Origin of the sequence: Pseudoalteromonas citrea, assembly GCF_000238375.3 — a bacterium.
GTDB lineage: Bacteria > Pseudomonadota > Gammaproteobacteria > Enterobacterales > Alteromonadaceae > Pseudoalteromonas > Pseudoalteromonas citrea.
Map to the genome: position 1 here is coordinate 174,141 of NZ_AHBZ03000021.1, position 16,676 is coordinate 190,816.

Consider the following 16,676-nt stretch of genomic DNA (forward strand, 5'->3'; position numbering starts at 1 on the left):
TAAAGAAATGGTTTCAGTAGACACGGCTAAATTAAGATAAGCGCTTATGATTCAGAGGTTTAAAATTTCGGTTTTAACGCTTTGATCAAGCCTGCATCCACCCAATAGATATCTGCATTATCGCCACCATATGAACGATTAAAGAAGAAGTATTTTCCGTCAGGTGTAATACTGCCATATTGTTCTTGATGCTGTGTGTTAACCTTATTACCAAGGTTTATCGCAGGTCCCCATGCTCCATTTTGCTGTCGAAAAGAAACATATAAATCACTATCACCCTGCCCTTCTTTTCTTTCACTGTCCCAAATAATATAAGACTCATCTGGCGCAATAAAGGGATGAGCTGTCCATTTACCAGCGTTTATTGCCTTACTCACTGACTTCGGTGCCGAACGTTTCCCATTAGTCACTTTTGAATAGCGGATATTCCCTACTTCCGTTGCCTCATCAAAATAATGAGTACCAGTGGCCGAAGACGTTAAGCGCATAATCGGTAGATCTTTAAAAAGTACGCCAAGGCTTTTTACTTCCCCCCAACCCGAAGAAACGCGCTCCCGATACATATTACCTAAATGCAAAGTATTTCCATCAACAGACACAAACGGTTGCCCCGCCCTTGGAGGCACAACAGACTCTATCCATTGATTATTTTTGTACTTAATAACACATAACGTATTCTTTTTATATTCGCCTCCCCTCCTTCTAAAGTACAACTCTTTCAAGTCAGGGCTAAAACTCACTGCAGCCGATCTAAACCCTTTATCAAGCATATCGGGCGCAAACGGTTCAGGGGTCAGACCTGGTGGTTTTTGACCTAAATATATATCCTTAAATGCTGGTAAGTCATTTTTACTGTAACAGTTCCCACTCATTGTTAATGTCGATAAGAGTAAAAAAGTTGAAATACAAGTACGCTTCATAACAGGCCTTAATTTAACACCAACAAATGATCCACGCTCTTCTGGAAACCAATTGCAGCGATTAAATAGATAAATGAACTAATTGAACGATTAAGCTATGTCATCTAGTTTTCAAATACCTGACGTTCCGGTGACTTTTGCCTGACTTTACTTTAGATAGTGCAATTTAATTAAATAAGCATATATAACAGTAGGGTAGCGATGAATATATGGTAGGTAATTACTTTGGTCCGCTTGGTAGGCGTTTATACGTTGCTGAAAAGTTTATGCAAGCGAAGTAACGCCAAAACGGTTGTAATTCAATGAAGTCAGGCAACCATACAAAGGCTTAAAAATAATGGACTGTTACCATTTCATTTCACCTTTATGAACTTTAGCGCCAATATTTAATGACAAAGGAAACTGGGCGTTGGGATAGAGCGTGTTCATCTTATTTATTAACATTTTTGAATCAGGACTATTCTTTTTAACTTTATCAAAAGTTGTTAAATAAGTGCTCGTATAATCTAAATTGCCTGCATCTAGTTTTGTATCTTTTTTCATATGACCAGGTACAACGATCTTTGGCGATAGCTTTTTCATTTCAGCCAATTGTTGTAACCAAGCATTCCACTGGGCTTCACCTTGAACATCAGCAGTCCATACGTGTAAATCACCAAAAACAGCGATGTCACCTACGATAGCCTGTTGAGACGGTATCCATAAATAAGGTCTATGTGCTAGTAGACCTGTTGTACCTTTAATTTCAATGGCGTGCCCATCTACAGTAAAAGATAACTTTTGATAAGCACTAGGCGTTACCAAATTGTTAGGCGCATTATCTCCCATTTTAGGCCCCCAATAAGCAATCTTTTTAGCCATTTTCTCTTCGATAACTTTTTTTACAGCAGGCGTTGCAATAATTTTTGCTTCAGGGAAAAGCTTTTTCAGTGTTTCTGCACCAAAATAATAATCAGGATCAGCCTGACTGATAAAAATGGTTGTTAACTCCTTTCCTGAATCTAGGACATTAGCTGCAATTCTTAACGCATCTGCTTTGCTGAAACCGGCATCAATCACTGCGGCTTCGCTATCGCCGTAAACTAAAGTCGAGTTGACATGAAAACTGTTACTGTCTGCGTTATAGACCTTTAACGATAGCGGAACATTGTTTTCAGCATATACGGAAGTGGCGAGAGAAACGGAAGTCAGTAAAAGCATAAATTTGTTCATAGTTGTATCTCTATTTAAGTCATTCATCATTTTAGGTAAAGCGATCATAAATAATTGACTAGAACAAATATATAGCAAATAATAAACCTCATTATTTCATTATTCGTGCATATAAATGGATAGGATCACCGCTGCTGAAGTATTTATTGATGTAACTCGTTCAGGAAGTTTTACTGCGACTGCTGAGAGACTATCAATGTCCAGGCCTATGGTCACAAGGTACGTTGAAGCATTGGAAAGCTGGTTTGGTGTGCGTTTACTTCATCGAACCACTAGGAGAGTATCTTTAACATCGTTAGGTGAGCAGTGCCTTTTAGATTTAGAGTCATGGCTTGATGCCGGCCAGCTTTTAGTTGCTAATGTTAAGCCTAGTGACGTATTAACCGGCTCTATCAGAATTGCAACCAGTGTTTCCTTCGCTCATGCACAACTGATGGCAGCTATTAGCGAGTTTATGAAATTACATCCCCAAGTCAGTTTTGATATCGATTTGCAAGATACACACAGTGATTTAGTTAAAAGCCGCATAGATTTAGCGATTCGTATTGCTTCCAACCCAGATGAATCATTAATAGGCAAACCAATTGCCTTGTGCCGCTCTGTCATTGTTGCTCATAAAAGTTATTTAGCAAATATGCCTGCTATAGAAAGACCAGAAGACCTCTCTCACCAACATTGTCTCAGTTATGCCAATTTTGAAAATAAAGTGTGGCATTTAACTCGGGGGAGTGTTCACAAATCAATCAGCGTTAGCGGCCAATTAAGTGCCAATGAAGCAACGGCCTTGCTTGAGGCGACTTTATGCGGTGTAGGTCTTTCTTTGCAACCTACCTATATGGCAAATAAAATGATTCAAAAAGGAGATTTAGTTCAGGTATTACCTGATTGGCAACCCAATGACATGAAAATTTATGCACTTTACTCCTCACGAAAATTTTTAGCACCATCGGTAAGAGCTTTTATTGACTTTCTTGATGAGTACTTTAAGAAATACACATGGGATATTTAAGTAATAAGCCTCATTACATGTTTGCCGTAAGCGACTTGCTCCACTGCTACACTATTGGATCATCCATTCTCAATGTGCTCCTTTTGGGCATGACTATTTGGTATTTATACAGCACGCCGTTTGTGCTGAATAATCGCTTGTTAAACTGAGCTGCTACCTGCGCAATGTGCAGGAGTTGGTATTGGGAATTTGCTTTTAATGCCGTAACTTGTCTCAGCCCATATTATTGGCTTGTCTTTTTCGCTTAAGCCATCCCTGCATTACTCAGTACTTTTTATCTTGCCATTAGAGCTAATTTTCGCCACTTTTTCAATGATATTTCACTGTCGCCAATCAAACGGGGTCTCAGTTCTTGATTTTATTTTAAGACACAATCAAGTTGACCACTTCTCTTTTTGCGATACTGCACAAATATATACTGCACCGTGGGTGTTAACCCTTGAAAAACATACTATATGCCCTGATTAAAGCTTTACTCTTTTAAATTGAGCTTATGATGTTACTGAGGCTGTTGAACATTCTAGTTGTTTGCTACCTACTATTTACGGATGGTTTTTCATCTGTAAACGATGTTGTGTATGCGCAAAAAACACCTCATGTTCAAATAAGTGAAGCCGCTTATAATAAACCTGTCTATAACATTAACGTCAGTGCGCCTCAAAAACCTGATGCATATTACTTTACCTCTGACGACTCAGGTTCAGTTTTTGGTTTTGAAAGACCCTACCAACAACCCGCAGTGCGCTTTATGCATCCAAAACAACAAGCTGAATTTATTCTTGTTTTTGAACTTGCATCCGATACGTACATAAGGGAACATCGCTTACGCCCTGACCAGCTGAAGCAACCTTGGTACCAATGTAATTCTCGGCCTGCACGCGGCTTTATTGATGCCTGTAAACCGGCAAATTTAGTCTATAAAGCTCGCCTCACTTACCACGCTTAATCTCACTTATCTCTGAAAAACCCTTTTAAATTTTTTGGCATAACACCGTTTTGCCAACACAGATGAGTGAATTATGAAAAATCTATTAAACCAAAAATCAAACCGTAGTTTGACGCCATGGGTACTTGTACTTGTCATTAGTATGATGATAATCAGCGCATTGCCTAATTTATACCCGAACAATACCATTATTAAAATAACTGCTGATGGCTCCCATATATCGGCAAGCAAAGTGACTCAACTATTAGCTCAGGCTGAATTACCCGCTCAGGAAGTATCTGCCTTGCACAAAACAAGGGAAATACGGGTACTACTAGAAAACCCGACACTGAGCGTAAAAGCCCAAGCACTATTACAAAATAAATTAGAGATCGATAATGTTACCGTTCACAGTGAAGCAACCACGCCCGCATGGCTGCAATCGCTTAACTTGGCTCCGTTAAAGTTAGGCTTAGACTTAAACGGCGGGGTCCTTTTTGTGCTAAAAGTAGAAACCGACGAGGCCCTCGATGAACGGCTTGAGAAACTGCGTGTCGTAGCAAAAAACTATAGAATTGAGCATAAGCTTCGCGGTATCAAAATAGGACCAATTGTTGAGCATAGCATCACGATTACCACGGCACATTCACAGTCCAACAACCTTAAAACGCTAATACAGGCACTTAAGCAAGATTACCCAAACATCTTTATTCAAGAGCAAAATCATAAAATGCATGCTCAGTGGCAACTTACCTTTGATGAAGCGAGTCAAAAAGAAATGGCAACTCAAGCGGTAGATCAAGCAATTAGTACATTGCGTTCTCGCATTGAACAACTTGGGATCACCGAAGCTGTGACACAGCGACAAGGCAAACATTATATACGTATAGAGCTGCCAGGTGTGCAAGACCCTGCTGAGGCAAAGCGTTTAATAGGTGCTACTGCTCAGCTTTCTTTTCACGCCTTAAAAACACATGGTGGGCAACAGGTTAACTATAAAAATGGCGGCACAGTAAAACTTAACCCGCTACCAATTTTTACCGGATCCGATATTGAATCAGCACAAGCGAGTCGCGATGAGTCAGGCCAACCTCAGGTGCAACTTATGTTATCCCCCGTCGGGGGCGAAAAAATGCGCCAGTTTTCTCGCAAGAATGTCGGTAAACCCATGTCTACACTCTATGGCGAATACCATACAAATAAAGCGCAAGAGGTGGTGAAAAAGCAAGAAGTCATTTCAGTTGCAACCATTCAGCAAGTACTTAGTCGCCAGTTTAGCATCACGGGTTTAGGCACAATGCAGCGAGCACAAGAACTGGCGATGGTATTAAGCGCTGGATCTTTGCAAGCACCTATTACTATTGTAGAGGAACAAACAATTGGCCCAAGCTTGGGAGAGCAAAATATCACAAACGGCTTTAATGCACTAAAACTCGGGCTAGCTGTCACCCTTTTATTTATGCTTATGTGCTACGGTCGATTAGGAGCTGTAGCGGTTATCGCCTTGCTAATTAACTTAGTAAGTTTATTAGGCTTGATGTCGCTGTTACCCGGTGTCGTTTTAACGCTCCCTGGAATAGCAGGACTGGTACTCACTATTGGTATGGCTGTTGATACTAACGTGATCATCTTTGAACGCGTGCGTGATGAAATCAAATTAGGTGCCCGACCAATAACGGCGTTAAAGCGCGGGTATGACCAAGCTATGTCGAGTATTATTGATGCCAACCTGACAACCATGATCACCGCACTGGTGTTGCTCAGTGTTGGCTATGGCCCAGTAAAGGGCTTTGCAATCACATTAGCCCTCGGAATACTGACCAGCCTATTTTCAGGCGTTTTAGTCTCGTCATACCTGTCTCCACTCTTTATTCATAAAAACAAAGCAACCAAACAACAGCAAGTTAATAAAAAAGGAGCGCGTCATGCATAATTTTTGGCAGCCTGTGCGTAAAGCAGGCTTTATACTCAGTCTATGTTTGCTCTTTACCAGTATCATTACCTTTTATATCAGCCCTATTAGTCTTGGGTTAGATTTTACCGGTGGCTATATCTTAGACTTCACACTCCCAACTAACATTCAAATTGCTGATTTGAAGAATGAATTGGCGCATTTAACTCATGAAACTTTTACGTTGAGTCACATGCACGCGCACCAATGGCGATTACTATTTTTACCCAGTGTTCATGCGAATGACGTTAGCGTTTTTCAAACCGCACTTGAGTCTCACTTTAATGCCACTATCATCGAAAGTAAGTTTTTAGGTGCGCAAGTTGGCGAAGAGCTTAAAGTCAGTGGTGCATTGGCAGCTTTATTTGCGATCATATCAATACTTATTTATTTAATAATACGCTTTGAATGGCGACTGGCGGTTGCAGCGATGGTGGCACTGTTTCACGATATACTCCTAACAGTTACTCTATTAAGTTTTCTAAATATCACCTTTGACCTTACTGTATTGGCGGCATTATTAGCCATTGTTGGCTACTCACTCAACGACAGTATCATCATTGGTGACCGTATTCGCGAGTTGATCCGTGCTAAGCCACACCAACTCGTGAGTCACTCTATTAATGAAGCACTGCAAAGTACGCTGAGGCGCACATTAATTACGTCATTCACAACGTTAGCGACGGTACTCGCCATTTGGTTACTCGGGGGGGAAGCGCTTAATGGGTTTGCCACGGCCCTTTTGATAGGGTTAACTGCGGGTACCCTCTCTTCTGTGTTTATCAGTGCGACCTTACCTGAGTTTATGGGGCTAGGCTTCGAAAACTATCAAAATCACGACAGTGATGAAGTAAAGAGGCGACTCGCTGAGCCTTAAGCCTCTATGTAGAGTAATTGGATGGTTTTCTAAAAAATCGTTCAATTACTCAATTTCAATATGTTACTTCCCCATTACTGGGTTCATAAAACCTCGACCAAACACAAAAAATTAACTTTATTGTAACTTTTATAGGGTTAAATCTAGCGTTCCATATTTTTAGAGTAATTACTTATGTCTATCTCACGTCGAAGTTTTTTAAAAGGATCTACGTTACTGACTGTTATGCCAATGAGCGTAACCTTGTCAGGATGTACTTTTAAAACAAACCCCTTTAGCCATGGTGTTGCCAGTGGCGATCCCTTACATGATGCAGTGATTATTTGGAGTCGAGTCACTATTCCTGAAGAAATATCTGAAGTAGTCGACATCAATCACTTAGAACTGCCCGTTCGTTGGCAAATATCGCGTACTCCTAGATTCGATCATATTGTTAAAGAGGGCGTCTTTGAAACCAGTCAAAAAAGAGACTTTACCATTAAAATTGACGTGACTGGGCTCTCGTCAAATAGTCACTACTATTATCGTTTTGTGATAGAAGAATTGGACGAGCCGATTATATCTCCCATTGGCCGCACAAAAACGTTACCACAATACGATGTGTCAAATGTAAAACTTGCTATGACATCGTGTTCGCACTTTAGTTATGGGTATTTCAATGTTTACGCACGTATTGCAGAAATCGATGATTTAGATGCGGTACTGCATCTAGGTGATTACTTGTATGAGTATGGTAATGAAGACGTATACCGTAATCCCTTTCTTTGGGGCCGCTTAGTTGAACCTAAACATGAAATGGTCAGTTTAGCCGACTACCGACTTCGTCATGCAACCTATAAAACCGATAACGACTTACAAACACTCCACAAAACGCATCCTATGATCTGTATTTGGGATGATCATGAATTCAGTAACGACACATGGCGAGGCGGCGCCCAAAATCATAATGAGAATGAAGGCAATTGGCAAACAAGAGCCAATGCAGCAATTCAAGCCTACTACGAGTGGATGCCAATTCGTGAACCACAAAATGGTCGCCGAGAAAAAGCCTATCGCACATTTGAATTTGGCCAATTACTGCATCTAAACATGCTCGATACGCGCTATATTGGTCGTGATCAACAAGTAGATATAAAAGACGATACCCGCCTCGATCCAATGCGGACCTTACTTGGGTTTGAGCAAGAGCAATGGCTTGAGGACACTATGCTCGATGCCAAAAATAACGGGGTTACATGGCACCTTCTTGGCCAGCAAGTGCAAATGATGCAAATTCAAATGTTGGGTAAACCCGTTAATGCTGACGCTTGGGATGGTTACCCCGCTGCACGCGAGCGGCTACTGGATTTCATCGAACAAAGGAATATTGATAATGTGATCTTTTTAACAGGCGATGTGCATTCATCATGGGCAGCCAATATCGCAAAAAACCCATATGACTGGCATCAATATAATCGCTTTACTCACGATGGGGCTCTGGCGGTAGAGATTGTCACATCTTCTGTCACATCCCCCTCAATTCCAGTACCTGGTTTACAACAAATCATTGGTGATGTTGGCAAAATTATCAAACCAGAAAACCCACATATTCGCTATGTGGATCTAAAGCATAGAGGGTTTGTCACCCTGAACATTACCCCTGAGCGCTTAACCTCACAATGGCATCATGTTCCCGTTGTTGGGTTTAAAAACAGCCAGTCATTCATTGACAAAACGCTATACGTTAATGCCGGAGAAGCTAAGCTTATAAAATAGAATTATGCGGGTGTATATCATCACACCCGCCGTTTTACTAAAAAAACTGTGAATTATCCCTTATAAAAATAAGCCCTAAAAATTCTAGAACAGGGCCAAAATTAGTGCCTCTCAACACTTTTTTTATTATCAAATCTGCCGATTAGTGAAATCCAATCCTGCTCAAGCTCTGCAAACGTTCTGCCAGTCACAGCGGAAAAGTTTTCGCCAAAATAGAGTCGAAAATAACTATCCAAACCGTAATTCTCAATCAAAAACTGTGTAAAGGCACCCTCTTGTAAGTAGGCTAAACGTCTACCTATACCCGATTTTGAAGAATTTCTAACCGTTTCAGCTTCTGCCAATGGAATTAATCCACCATATTTAACTGATGCTTTTGCAACCGCTCGATACAAGTCTTTACCAAAATCAGGGTATCCAGGTGCCTCACCAAAACGGTGTTGTAAAAACACAGCCAAACCATCATCGAAGAATCGACCTCCGTAGCCCTTTTTCTTTTGCTTTCGAAACGCACTCACGGCATACACATGTACTAATTCGTGAATAATCGCCATTCCATTTTTGTCAGAATGGCCTTTTAAAAAGGCTGACAGTACCCTCTTTTCAGGGATATGTATGGTATTTAAATACTGATAGGGGATCCGATGTTTTTTCGACACATAAACAATCACTCCCTCTTTTATCGGAGTACCTTTATACTGTTTAGATTGATTTAAATACCCCAATATGACATTTCTATTTTCACTCACGCGTGACGCAAGCTGCTCAACAACACCCAACGGTACATTTTCATCATATTCAATCGTGAAGTGCTCTGTCTTGAAGCTTTTTGCATATGTTGATGCAGAGAATATAAATAGTATGAGTAAATACCTTTTAAGCATTCGTTTGTCCTTAATGTTAAATTAAGGTACAGCATACCCATATAAACGTGACATCGCCAGTTCCGGTATAATGTCATGTCGACCTTACTTCCCCTAAGCTTAAAATAGCTTTTCGTACAGTCATAAGAATACGAGTTATCTTCGCGCGCGATAAAACTACGATTTATGCCGCCATCAAATCTTTTCTTTTTCTCATTGTCACTTTTAATATAAACTGATCAAAACCACTGAGTAATAAGGAATTACAGTGATAAGCGTGACTAATTTATGCTTTCGGCGACAAGATGGTGATCAACTTCAAACCCTATTTGATAACCTAAGCTTTGAAATAGCGGCGCAAGAACAGTTGGCTTTACTGGGCGACAGCGGCTCAGGTAAAACCACACTATTGCACTTACTGGCCGGTTTACTCAGTCCAAATAGTGGCAACATCACAGTGAATAACGCACTTATTTCTTCTTATAATGCGCAACAACTTGCACATTACCGCCGGAAAATAGGCCTCATATTTCAGCATTATCAATTATTAGATTGCCTCACTGTAAAACAAAATATTCTGTTCCAGCATAAGCTCAATAACCCTAATAAAGCACATTCAGAGCTGAATGATTTGGTTGAGCAACTGGGGCTAACCAACAAGTTAAATAAGTTACCGAGTCAACTGTCTGGGGGAGAACAGCAACGTGTAGGCATTGCACGGGCTCTGCTTAACCAGCCTAAGCTTATTTTAGCGGATGAACCGACGGGTAACTTAGATCAGTCACGCTCTCATCAAGTCGTAGAAATGCTGACCTCGTTATGTAAACAGCGAAAAATCAACCTCATTATGGTCACCCACTCACAGCAATTAACCCGCTACTTTGATAGTGTGAAAGTACTCGCCAATGGGCAGTTCAATGACTGAAATTAAGCTCATTTTAGCAACACATTTCGCATATTTTAGGCATCACCCTTGGTTACTTCTTTTGTTTGTTGTAGGCCTCAGTTTGGGCAGTGCCCTCTTAACCGCGATTGCAACACTCAACCAAGAAGCAAAAGACCGCCATCAGCACTCTTCAGCCCTTATTGATTCCGCAGTGAGCCACATAATAAAACCCCCCATTGGACAAGACTATATGGCAGGCGATATATGGGTAACGCTGCGTCAACATGGCTTTACCAACGCCCAACCAGTGCTTCGGGGGAAGTTATCACTGGCATCAGGTAAAACGTTGTATCTGCAAGGCATAGATAGCCTTATTTGGATAACAAACTCTGTGCCTACAAACACCAGTCAATCTAATAGCGAAGGTGCAACAGGCTTTGCATTTGATTCCATTATGATTGACAGTAAGCATGCGCAAAAATTAGCGCTTAACCCAGAAACCAAAAAGCTCCAATTAGCAAACAACCTGTACAAGCCGCGTTATAGCTTAGTTGACAACATTGGCTTATGGTCACTCACGGATATTGCATTCGCTGATCAACTCCTTAATGCGAATGGCCAAATTAGTCTTATTGAGTTTGTTGGTTTGACCGCAGCACAAGTGCCACAAGTAGAAGCTATTTTAGCCAATGATGCTCGCCTGATCGCAGCACAATCACAAGATTTTGATGCACTCTCTAAGGCATTCTTTTTTAATCTCGCTGCACTGGCATTACTGGGCTATATAGTCGCAGCCTTTTTAAGCTTTAATGCCATTAAGCTTTCAGTCGCAGGGCGAAAAAAACTGCTCACACAATTTAATATTTTGGGTTGCTCACATCAGGCCATCCGTGCAGCCCTCATCATTGAGTTTACCTTATTGAGCTTTTTAACCGCGTTACTCGGCTCAGTGATAGGGTTTGCGATTGCCAATGCATTGGTGCTGGATGTTAACCGCACGCTTATGGGCCTTTACCAGTTAGATCAAGCACTCACACTAAGCTGGCAGTGGCAAACATTAGTGCTCGGTTTTCTGGTTAATATCACCACACTGGCACTGATGCTGCTAACACAAAAAAAAGCCCTAAAAAGTCCCAGAAATGCCTTATTTAATTCAGTTCTAGCGACCGCCAGTTTGGCGCTTATCTACCTTTATTTTAATGCACAATCGGAGTTTGATGCGCTGCTACTGTGCTTTTTTGTTTTACTTATTTTTGTCATGTTCACCCCCAAATGCTTACAAGGCCTGCTCAGTTTAAATAACCCTTTTTTAAACCCTTTATGGCAATGGTTGTACGCAGACAGTAAGTTCCAGCTCACAGAGTTACGCATCGCCATTGTAGCGATACTCGTGGCACTTGGCAGTGCAATTGGTATGCAGATCATGGTAAAAAGCTTCAGCCACACACTCAATGCACACCTTGAAAAACAGCTAAGTGCAGACGTGTACATTCATGTTGATAAGTATGATCCAGCGCTTCGGACACGACTAAACACTGACCCTGATATAAAACGTGTTGGCATCTATATGGCAGGTGATGGCTACTTAAATAATGTACCAACAACTCTGGCAAGTTTTGGTCAAGGGCATTTAGCCTTTTCTCACATAAACCTCACCTCTGGTGACGCTGTTGCACCGTCTCATTTTGTCAATGGTGGCTGCATAGCCAATGAACAAGCGGCGATTAAGTATGGCTATCAGCTTGATGATAGAGTGACATTCAAGCAGAATCAGCATACCTTTGAGTGCAGAATATCGGCTTTTTCATATGATTATGGTAACACTGCGTTAAGTCTTATCACACAAGAAGCAACGATTAAAACCAGCCCATTGCATTGGCAAGTCTATGGTTTGTCGATTACTTTAAATGACACAATCTCAGTTGATAAGCTCACAGAACGACTCATTGACCAATATCAAATTGATAACACCAGCATCACCGAAAACAAACGCTTCAAACAAATTGCGACAAGGCTATTTAATGACACCTTTAAAGTCACCAAAGTATTAAACGGATTTATTTTAGCCATTGCACTGGTAAGCCTTTGCATCAGTTTATTGAGCTTAAGCACCCAGCATTCAAAACAACTTGCAGTGTTAAATAGTTTGGGTGTTGATACTATGCAATTGCACACACTCAAACTCGTACAAACGACTCTGCTGGTTGGTTTTACCTGCTTATTTGCGATTCCGTTGGGGCTCGCACTAGGAATGGCACTCTTAAAATTTGTCATGCCTATAGCATTTGGTTGGACGATTCATTTTTATTTAGACGTACCTGCCCTGCTCAGTACTTGTATGTTATTGCTCGTTGCCGCTGTACTGTGCGCCTATCTGCCCATTAAAAATCTGACAGCCCGTTTACATGGCAAAGGACAATAAACAATGACCAAATATGCATTTATACTCCTGTCGATTTTACTGCTATTAGGCTGTGAACCGGCACCCCAAAGACCAAACATCGACGCAGTACAATCTGTCAGTGGCAAGCCGGTGGACAGAAATCGAGGGGTGATCTTGCCACAAGATCATGGGCCTCATTTAGAACAAGGTATCGAGTGGTGGTATGTAACCGCAAACCTTACAGCCACTACAGGTGAAACATTTGGCGTACAATGGACACTATTTCGAACCCAGATGCCCCTCCCCATTAAATCCACTTGGTGGGACAATCAACTGTACTTTGCACATTTTGCGCTACAACATGAACAATCTCATGTGGCCTTTGAACGCTTCGCTCGAGTTGGCCAAGCTAATATCACAGCAAGTCCATTCGAGGCATATTTAGATGACTGGTCGCTGAAAAGTGCAGAATCAAACTTTTTACCTTTAAAAATGACCGCAAAACAGGGGGAATACGCGGTTGATGTTTCACTGAATAATAGTCCACTTACCTTGCATGGTGACAATGGATATAGCCAAAAAACCAACAGCGGACATGCTTCTTACTATTTTAGCTACCCTTTTCTTAAAACCAACGGCACCGTGACTTTTAACGGTAAAACATACTCAGTATCAGGGAATGCTTGGTACGACAGAGAGTGGTCAGCCAGTCTAATTGATAAAAACCAACTAGGCTGGGATTGGTTTAGCTTAGCCAGTGACAACTCACCTAATGAAGGGCTGATGCTTTTTTGTATTCGTGATGCTCAGCAAAATTATGACTACTGTAGCGGCACCCGTATTGCCGAGAATGGTCAAACAACCCAGATCCCACAACATGACATCAGCTTGCGTGTAGTAGAACAGATCACGCTCGATGGCGCACAATATCCAAGCCGGTGGAAAGTTGAATTGCCCAATACTGAACCTGTATTTATTGAATCCATCACAAAAAACGCTTTAAATAAACTATCAATACGATATTGGGAAGGCCGTGTAAAAGCCTCAGGCGGGTTCAATGGAACCGGCTATGCTGAGTTAGTCGGGTATTGACCTCAGTTAACCCGAATCAATTACGATGCACCCAGATGATTCGGGTTTATTTTCGACGTTAAAACATGATCTTGCCAACAACCCGCGATTTTCAAGTATGACTTGGCAACGCCTTCCTTCTCAAAACCAAGTCGCATTAATAACCTTTCACTACGCGTATTTTCAGGCATATAATTTGCCATCACTCGGTGCAAATCTAAGTGAGTAAACACATAGTCAATGGCAGCTTCTAACATCTCAAACATGTACCCTTTCCCTTCATCTTGCACATTAATTGAGTACCCTAAATGACAAGCTTGAAAAACGCCTTGAACAATATTGGAAAAAGTACAAATACAAACAATCTTTGAACGAGATTTATCAAGCCCAACAAACGGAATTGCAGAACCTGATACAAAGTTATGCATACCTGATTCAATACGTATTTTAACTGAATCATCAGTAAAATAGCCTGACGCTCTAATAGGTTCCCACTTTGATAAATGAGCGCGGTTGTTATGTTCATATGCCGCTAAAAGATGAAAATCAGCTGGCTTAAGCACAGTGATGATCAGGTTCTCGGTTATTAACTCTGGAATGGGCGTTTGCACTTATACCTCTTAAAAAGAATATGTGAGTCACCAGTAAACTCGGTGTTATTTTATACGTTTTTGAACTACAAGAATTTGGGAGTTCTTTTCATAAAACACCCTGACAGATTTGATCAACCCTTTGCGTAGGAGTATACACAGAGTCACAGTGGCGGAGCTTATCACACCCACAGTTGCTATAAGAAGGTCCCGGCAAAAAAACCATTATGCAGGTGTTTAACTGAGAAAATAGCCTATACAAAAAAACTACTTGTTTCTTTGCCGATAAGGTCGTAACCCTTTCAGGGGTTTTCCCCTCTTCTATTTCTCACTATAAATTTCGCATTTATTACCTGGGTTCAGGCTTAACTATATTGTCTCATAATAAATTTACACCTATAAAAACTAGCTTTTTCATGATGTGACAAGAAGAACGCCTTAAAAGTTTGCACAAAAGGTACAACTTTGGTATTTTTAATATATAAAAAATAACTGACATATAAAGTGAATTGTATTTGATTTTTTAGTGCTATTTATATTTTAAAAATCTAAAAACTTCATTGCACAAGCCAAGTGTGAAAAATATTTTTAGATTACTTATCAATTACTAAACACTAACAGGACAAAATTGAACTTATTAACTTTAAAGAATCTGTACCATGATTACTCTTTAAAAAGAGGCCTATTTAACTATCGTAAATCATGCCGTGCATCTTTATCTGAAATAGATAATCTACAAGACTGTTTTTCTCATTCATATTTTCAAAGTATAGCAAAAAATTATAGCAAAAAATTAGGTTCGGTAGATTTAAGCTGGCTAGCTTCAGAAGCTGATAAAATCATTAAAAAGCCATATTTAGATATTACTAAAAAAAATTTAGATACGTTTGGTATCAATAGTAATGACTACATTTCCTTTGCTCCTTATTACTGGTGTGAAACGGAAGAAAACCCGTTAAGTAAAAGCTCTGTTAAGCCATCATACAAAGATAGTCGCTCTAACCCATTTCTAGCTAACCAATCCGACAAACCTAAATTAGCTCAACTATGCGCAAGAGTGCATTTATTAGCACTCGCCTCAGCTAAGTATAAAGAGAAGCACTATATAGAATACATTCATGAACAATTGAATATTTGGTTTGTTGAACAGAAAACCAGAATGTCTCCAAATATGAAATACGCGCAAATAAAACCATGGAAGGGAGCCAAGCGTGGTTATGGGATAATTGACTCTCGGTGGATAATTTTATTATTAGATGCCTTGGTTATATTAAAATATGAAGTAAATTATGAGGTCGATGAGGGAGTAATGTCATGGCTAATAGAGTTTGCCGATTGGATCTTAACATCTTCTAGTGGCTTAAATGAAATCATGAGAGAAAACAATAGAGGATCATGGGTTGACGTTTTGCTATGCTACATCGCGCTCTCTGTTAATAAACAAGATGTTACGATTTCTATTATTGAACACAATTTAGCTAATCGACTTAGTAAACAGATAGGTGAAGATGGACTTCAACCCCTTGAAATGAGGCGTTATAATCCTGTTAGTTACTCTTTGTACAATATGTATCCACTTTACTATTTATATAACTTAGAGCAGCATTTTAATGTTGATGATAATGAAAGGGAACATATAAATAGACTAAGAGGCTCTGAGGTAAGTTTGTCAAAATTAATCACTGGAAACGAAAAAGGTAAAATTGAACACATAAATTTCTGCTCCAGTTATAATTTGAATTTATACTATCCGTATTCTCATGCACAATTAAGTAACTTCCCTTGCATAATACCATTTACAGAAAATCAAGATGAAAAGTAAAATTTTCGTAAACCACTTTATTTTGACTCTTTATTATGGTGTGCTAGTAATTTTTAATAGCGTAGTTTACTAAATAATTGTTCTTATCTTACATTGTGCGCTTAGCTCGAAATTAGAGAGCCTCACTATATGTTTCCCGTAAGTAACATATTCCCGAATTCAACACTGAAGTGCAACACTCTCTAATATCAAACGGCCATTGCAGTTTTTTGAAATAACTGATGACCGTTTGAGCCCTTAAAATTTTATAGAGTGATTGTTAATTCAGCAAGGTTAATGTCTTCATCTGTTACATTTATCAACTCCGTACTTTTTACATGCTTCCTCAACAGACTAATGGCATTTTTTGATATTAATTAAAAATGAATATACCGCTCTCTAAGTTCATACAATAAATCTCAAGGTAATGTTT

13 protein-coding genes are annotated in these 16,676 nt (G+C 40.1%); 9 read left to right on the plus strand and 4 right to left on the minus strand.

Features of this window, described 5'->3' with window-relative positions:
- Nucleotides 1-59: 59 nt before the first annotated feature.
- Nucleotides 60-920, minus strand: a complete 861-nt coding sequence (locus PCIT_RS12690) for a TolB-like translocation protein (RefSeq protein ID WP_010363989.1) — start codon at nt 918-920, stop codon at nt 60-62.
- A gap of 345 nt (nt 921-1,265) precedes the next feature.
- A complete protein-coding gene (locus tag PCIT_RS12695; protein ID WP_238348023.1) occupies nt 1,266-2,210 on the minus strand; it encodes an MBL fold metallo-hydrolase in 945 nt (314 codons plus the stop codon).
- Nucleotides 2,211-2,247: 37 nt separating this feature from the next.
- Between PCIT_RS12695 and PCIT_RS12700 the strand changes: the two genes are divergently transcribed.
- The 5 genes from PCIT_RS12700 to PCIT_RS12720 all read left to right on the plus strand — a co-directional run bounded on the left by PCIT_RS12700 (nt 2,248) and on the right by PCIT_RS12720 (nt 8,649).
- Nucleotides 2,248-3,141, plus strand: a complete 894-nt coding sequence (locus PCIT_RS12700; RefSeq protein WP_010363993.1) for a LysR family transcriptional regulator — start codon at nt 2,248-2,250, stop codon at nt 3,139-3,141.
- 493 nt (nt 3,142-3,634) lie between these two features.
- The gene (locus PCIT_RS12705) at nt 3,635-4,087 is read left to right on the plus strand and encodes a hypothetical protein (RefSeq protein ID WP_157592771.1); all 453 of its coding nucleotides are present in this window, start codon (nt 3,635-3,637) and stop codon (nt 4,085-4,087) included.
- Nucleotides 4,088-4,160: 73 nt separating this feature from the next.
- Nucleotides 4,161-5,999, plus strand: a complete 1,839-nt coding sequence (gene secD / locus PCIT_RS12710) for a protein translocase subunit SecD (protein WP_010363997.1) — start codon at nt 4,161-4,163, stop codon at nt 5,997-5,999.
- The gene (gene secF, locus PCIT_RS12715; protein ID WP_010363999.1) at nt 5,992-6,894 is read left to right on the plus strand and encodes a protein translocase subunit SecF; all 903 of its coding nucleotides are present in this window, start codon (nt 5,992-5,994) and stop codon (nt 6,892-6,894) included. The genes secD and secF overlap by 8 nt, the downstream gene beginning before the upstream one ends.
- Before the next feature lie 174 nt (nt 6,895-7,068).
- Nucleotides 7,069-8,649 carry an alkaline phosphatase D family protein gene (locus PCIT_RS12720; RefSeq protein WP_040696434.1) on the plus strand — a complete coding sequence of 527 codons (1,581 nt, stop codon included), beginning with the start codon at nt 7,069-7,071 and terminating at the stop codon, nt 8,647-8,649.
- Between the two features lie 101 nt (nt 8,650-8,750).
- Here PCIT_RS12720 and PCIT_RS12725 read toward each other — a convergent pair whose 3' ends face one another.
- Nucleotides 8,751-9,533, minus strand: coding sequence for a hypothetical protein (locus PCIT_RS12725; protein WP_010364003.1), 783 nt, complete (start codon nt 9,531-9,533; stop codon nt 8,751-8,753).
- Between the two features lie 247 nt (nt 9,534-9,780).
- On the opposite strand from PCIT_RS12725, the gene PCIT_RS12730 reads away from it, so the two are divergent.
- From PCIT_RS12730 to PCIT_RS12740, 3 genes are read left to right on the plus strand one after another with little or no spacing between them, the layout of a single operon-like run.
- On the plus strand, nt 9,781-10,437 hold the full coding sequence (locus PCIT_RS12730) for an ABC transporter ATP-binding protein (RefSeq protein ID WP_010364005.1): 657 nt from the start codon (nt 9,781-9,783) through the stop codon (nt 10,435-10,437).
- Nucleotides 10,430-12,820, plus strand: coding sequence for an FtsX-like permease family protein (locus tag PCIT_RS12735; protein WP_010364007.1), 2,391 nt, complete (start codon nt 10,430-10,432; stop codon nt 12,818-12,820). Before PCIT_RS12730 ends, PCIT_RS12735 begins: the two co-directional genes overlap by 8 nt.
- Before the next feature lie 3 nt (nt 12,821-12,823).
- The gene (locus PCIT_RS12740; RefSeq protein WP_010364010.1) at nt 12,824-13,873 is read left to right on the plus strand and encodes a lipocalin-like domain-containing protein; all 1,050 of its coding nucleotides are present in this window, start codon (nt 12,824-12,826) and stop codon (nt 13,871-13,873) included.
- 20 nt (nt 13,874-13,893) lie between these two features.
- On the opposite strand, the gene PCIT_RS12745 is transcribed toward PCIT_RS12740, so the two are convergent.
- A complete protein-coding gene (locus tag PCIT_RS12745; RefSeq protein WP_010364012.1) occupies nt 13,894-14,463 on the minus strand; it encodes a GNAT family N-acetyltransferase in 570 nt (189 codons plus the stop codon).
- Between the two features lie 607 nt (nt 14,464-15,070).
- Between PCIT_RS12745 and PCIT_RS12750 the strand changes: the two genes are divergently transcribed.
- Entirely contained in the window at nt 15,071-16,264 is a 1,194-nt protein-coding gene (locus tag PCIT_RS12750; RefSeq protein ID WP_010364014.1) for an alginate lyase family protein, read from the plus strand.
- Nucleotides 16,265-16,676: the final 412 nt, after the last annotated feature.

What these genes read in the sequence shown, in the direction of transcription:
- secD (WP_010363997.1), top strand. Translation starts at nt 4,161, where the DNA reads ATGAAAAATCTATTAAACCAAAAATCAAACCGTAGTTTGACGCCATGG.
- PCIT_RS12725 (WP_010364003.1), bottom strand. Translation starts at nt 9,533, where the DNA reads ATGCTTAAAAGGTATTTACTCATACTATTTATATTCTCTGCATCAACA.
- PCIT_RS12735 (WP_010364007.1), top strand. Translation starts at nt 10,430, where the DNA reads ATGACTGAAATTAAGCTCATTTTAGCAACACATTTCGCATATTTTAGG.
- secF (WP_010363999.1), top strand. Translation starts at nt 5,992, where the DNA reads ATGCATAATTTTTGGCAGCCTGTGCGTAAAGCAGGCTTTATACTCAGT.
- PCIT_RS12700 (WP_010363993.1), top strand. Translation starts at nt 2,248, where the DNA reads ATGGATAGGATCACCGCTGCTGAAGTATTTATTGATGTAACTCGTTCA.
- PCIT_RS12740 (WP_010364010.1), top strand. Translation starts at nt 12,824, where the DNA reads ATGACCAAATATGCATTTATACTCCTGTCGATTTTACTGCTATTAGGC.
- PCIT_RS12705 (WP_157592771.1), top strand. Translation starts at nt 3,635, where the DNA reads ATGATGTTACTGAGGCTGTTGAACATTCTAGTTGTTTGCTACCTACTA.
- PCIT_RS12720 (WP_040696434.1), top strand. Translation starts at nt 7,069, where the DNA reads ATGTCTATCTCACGTCGAAGTTTTTTAAAAGGATCTACGTTACTGACT.
- PCIT_RS12690 (WP_010363989.1), bottom strand. Translation starts at nt 920, where the DNA reads ATGAAGCGTACTTGTATTTCAACTTTTTTACTCTTATCGACATTAACA.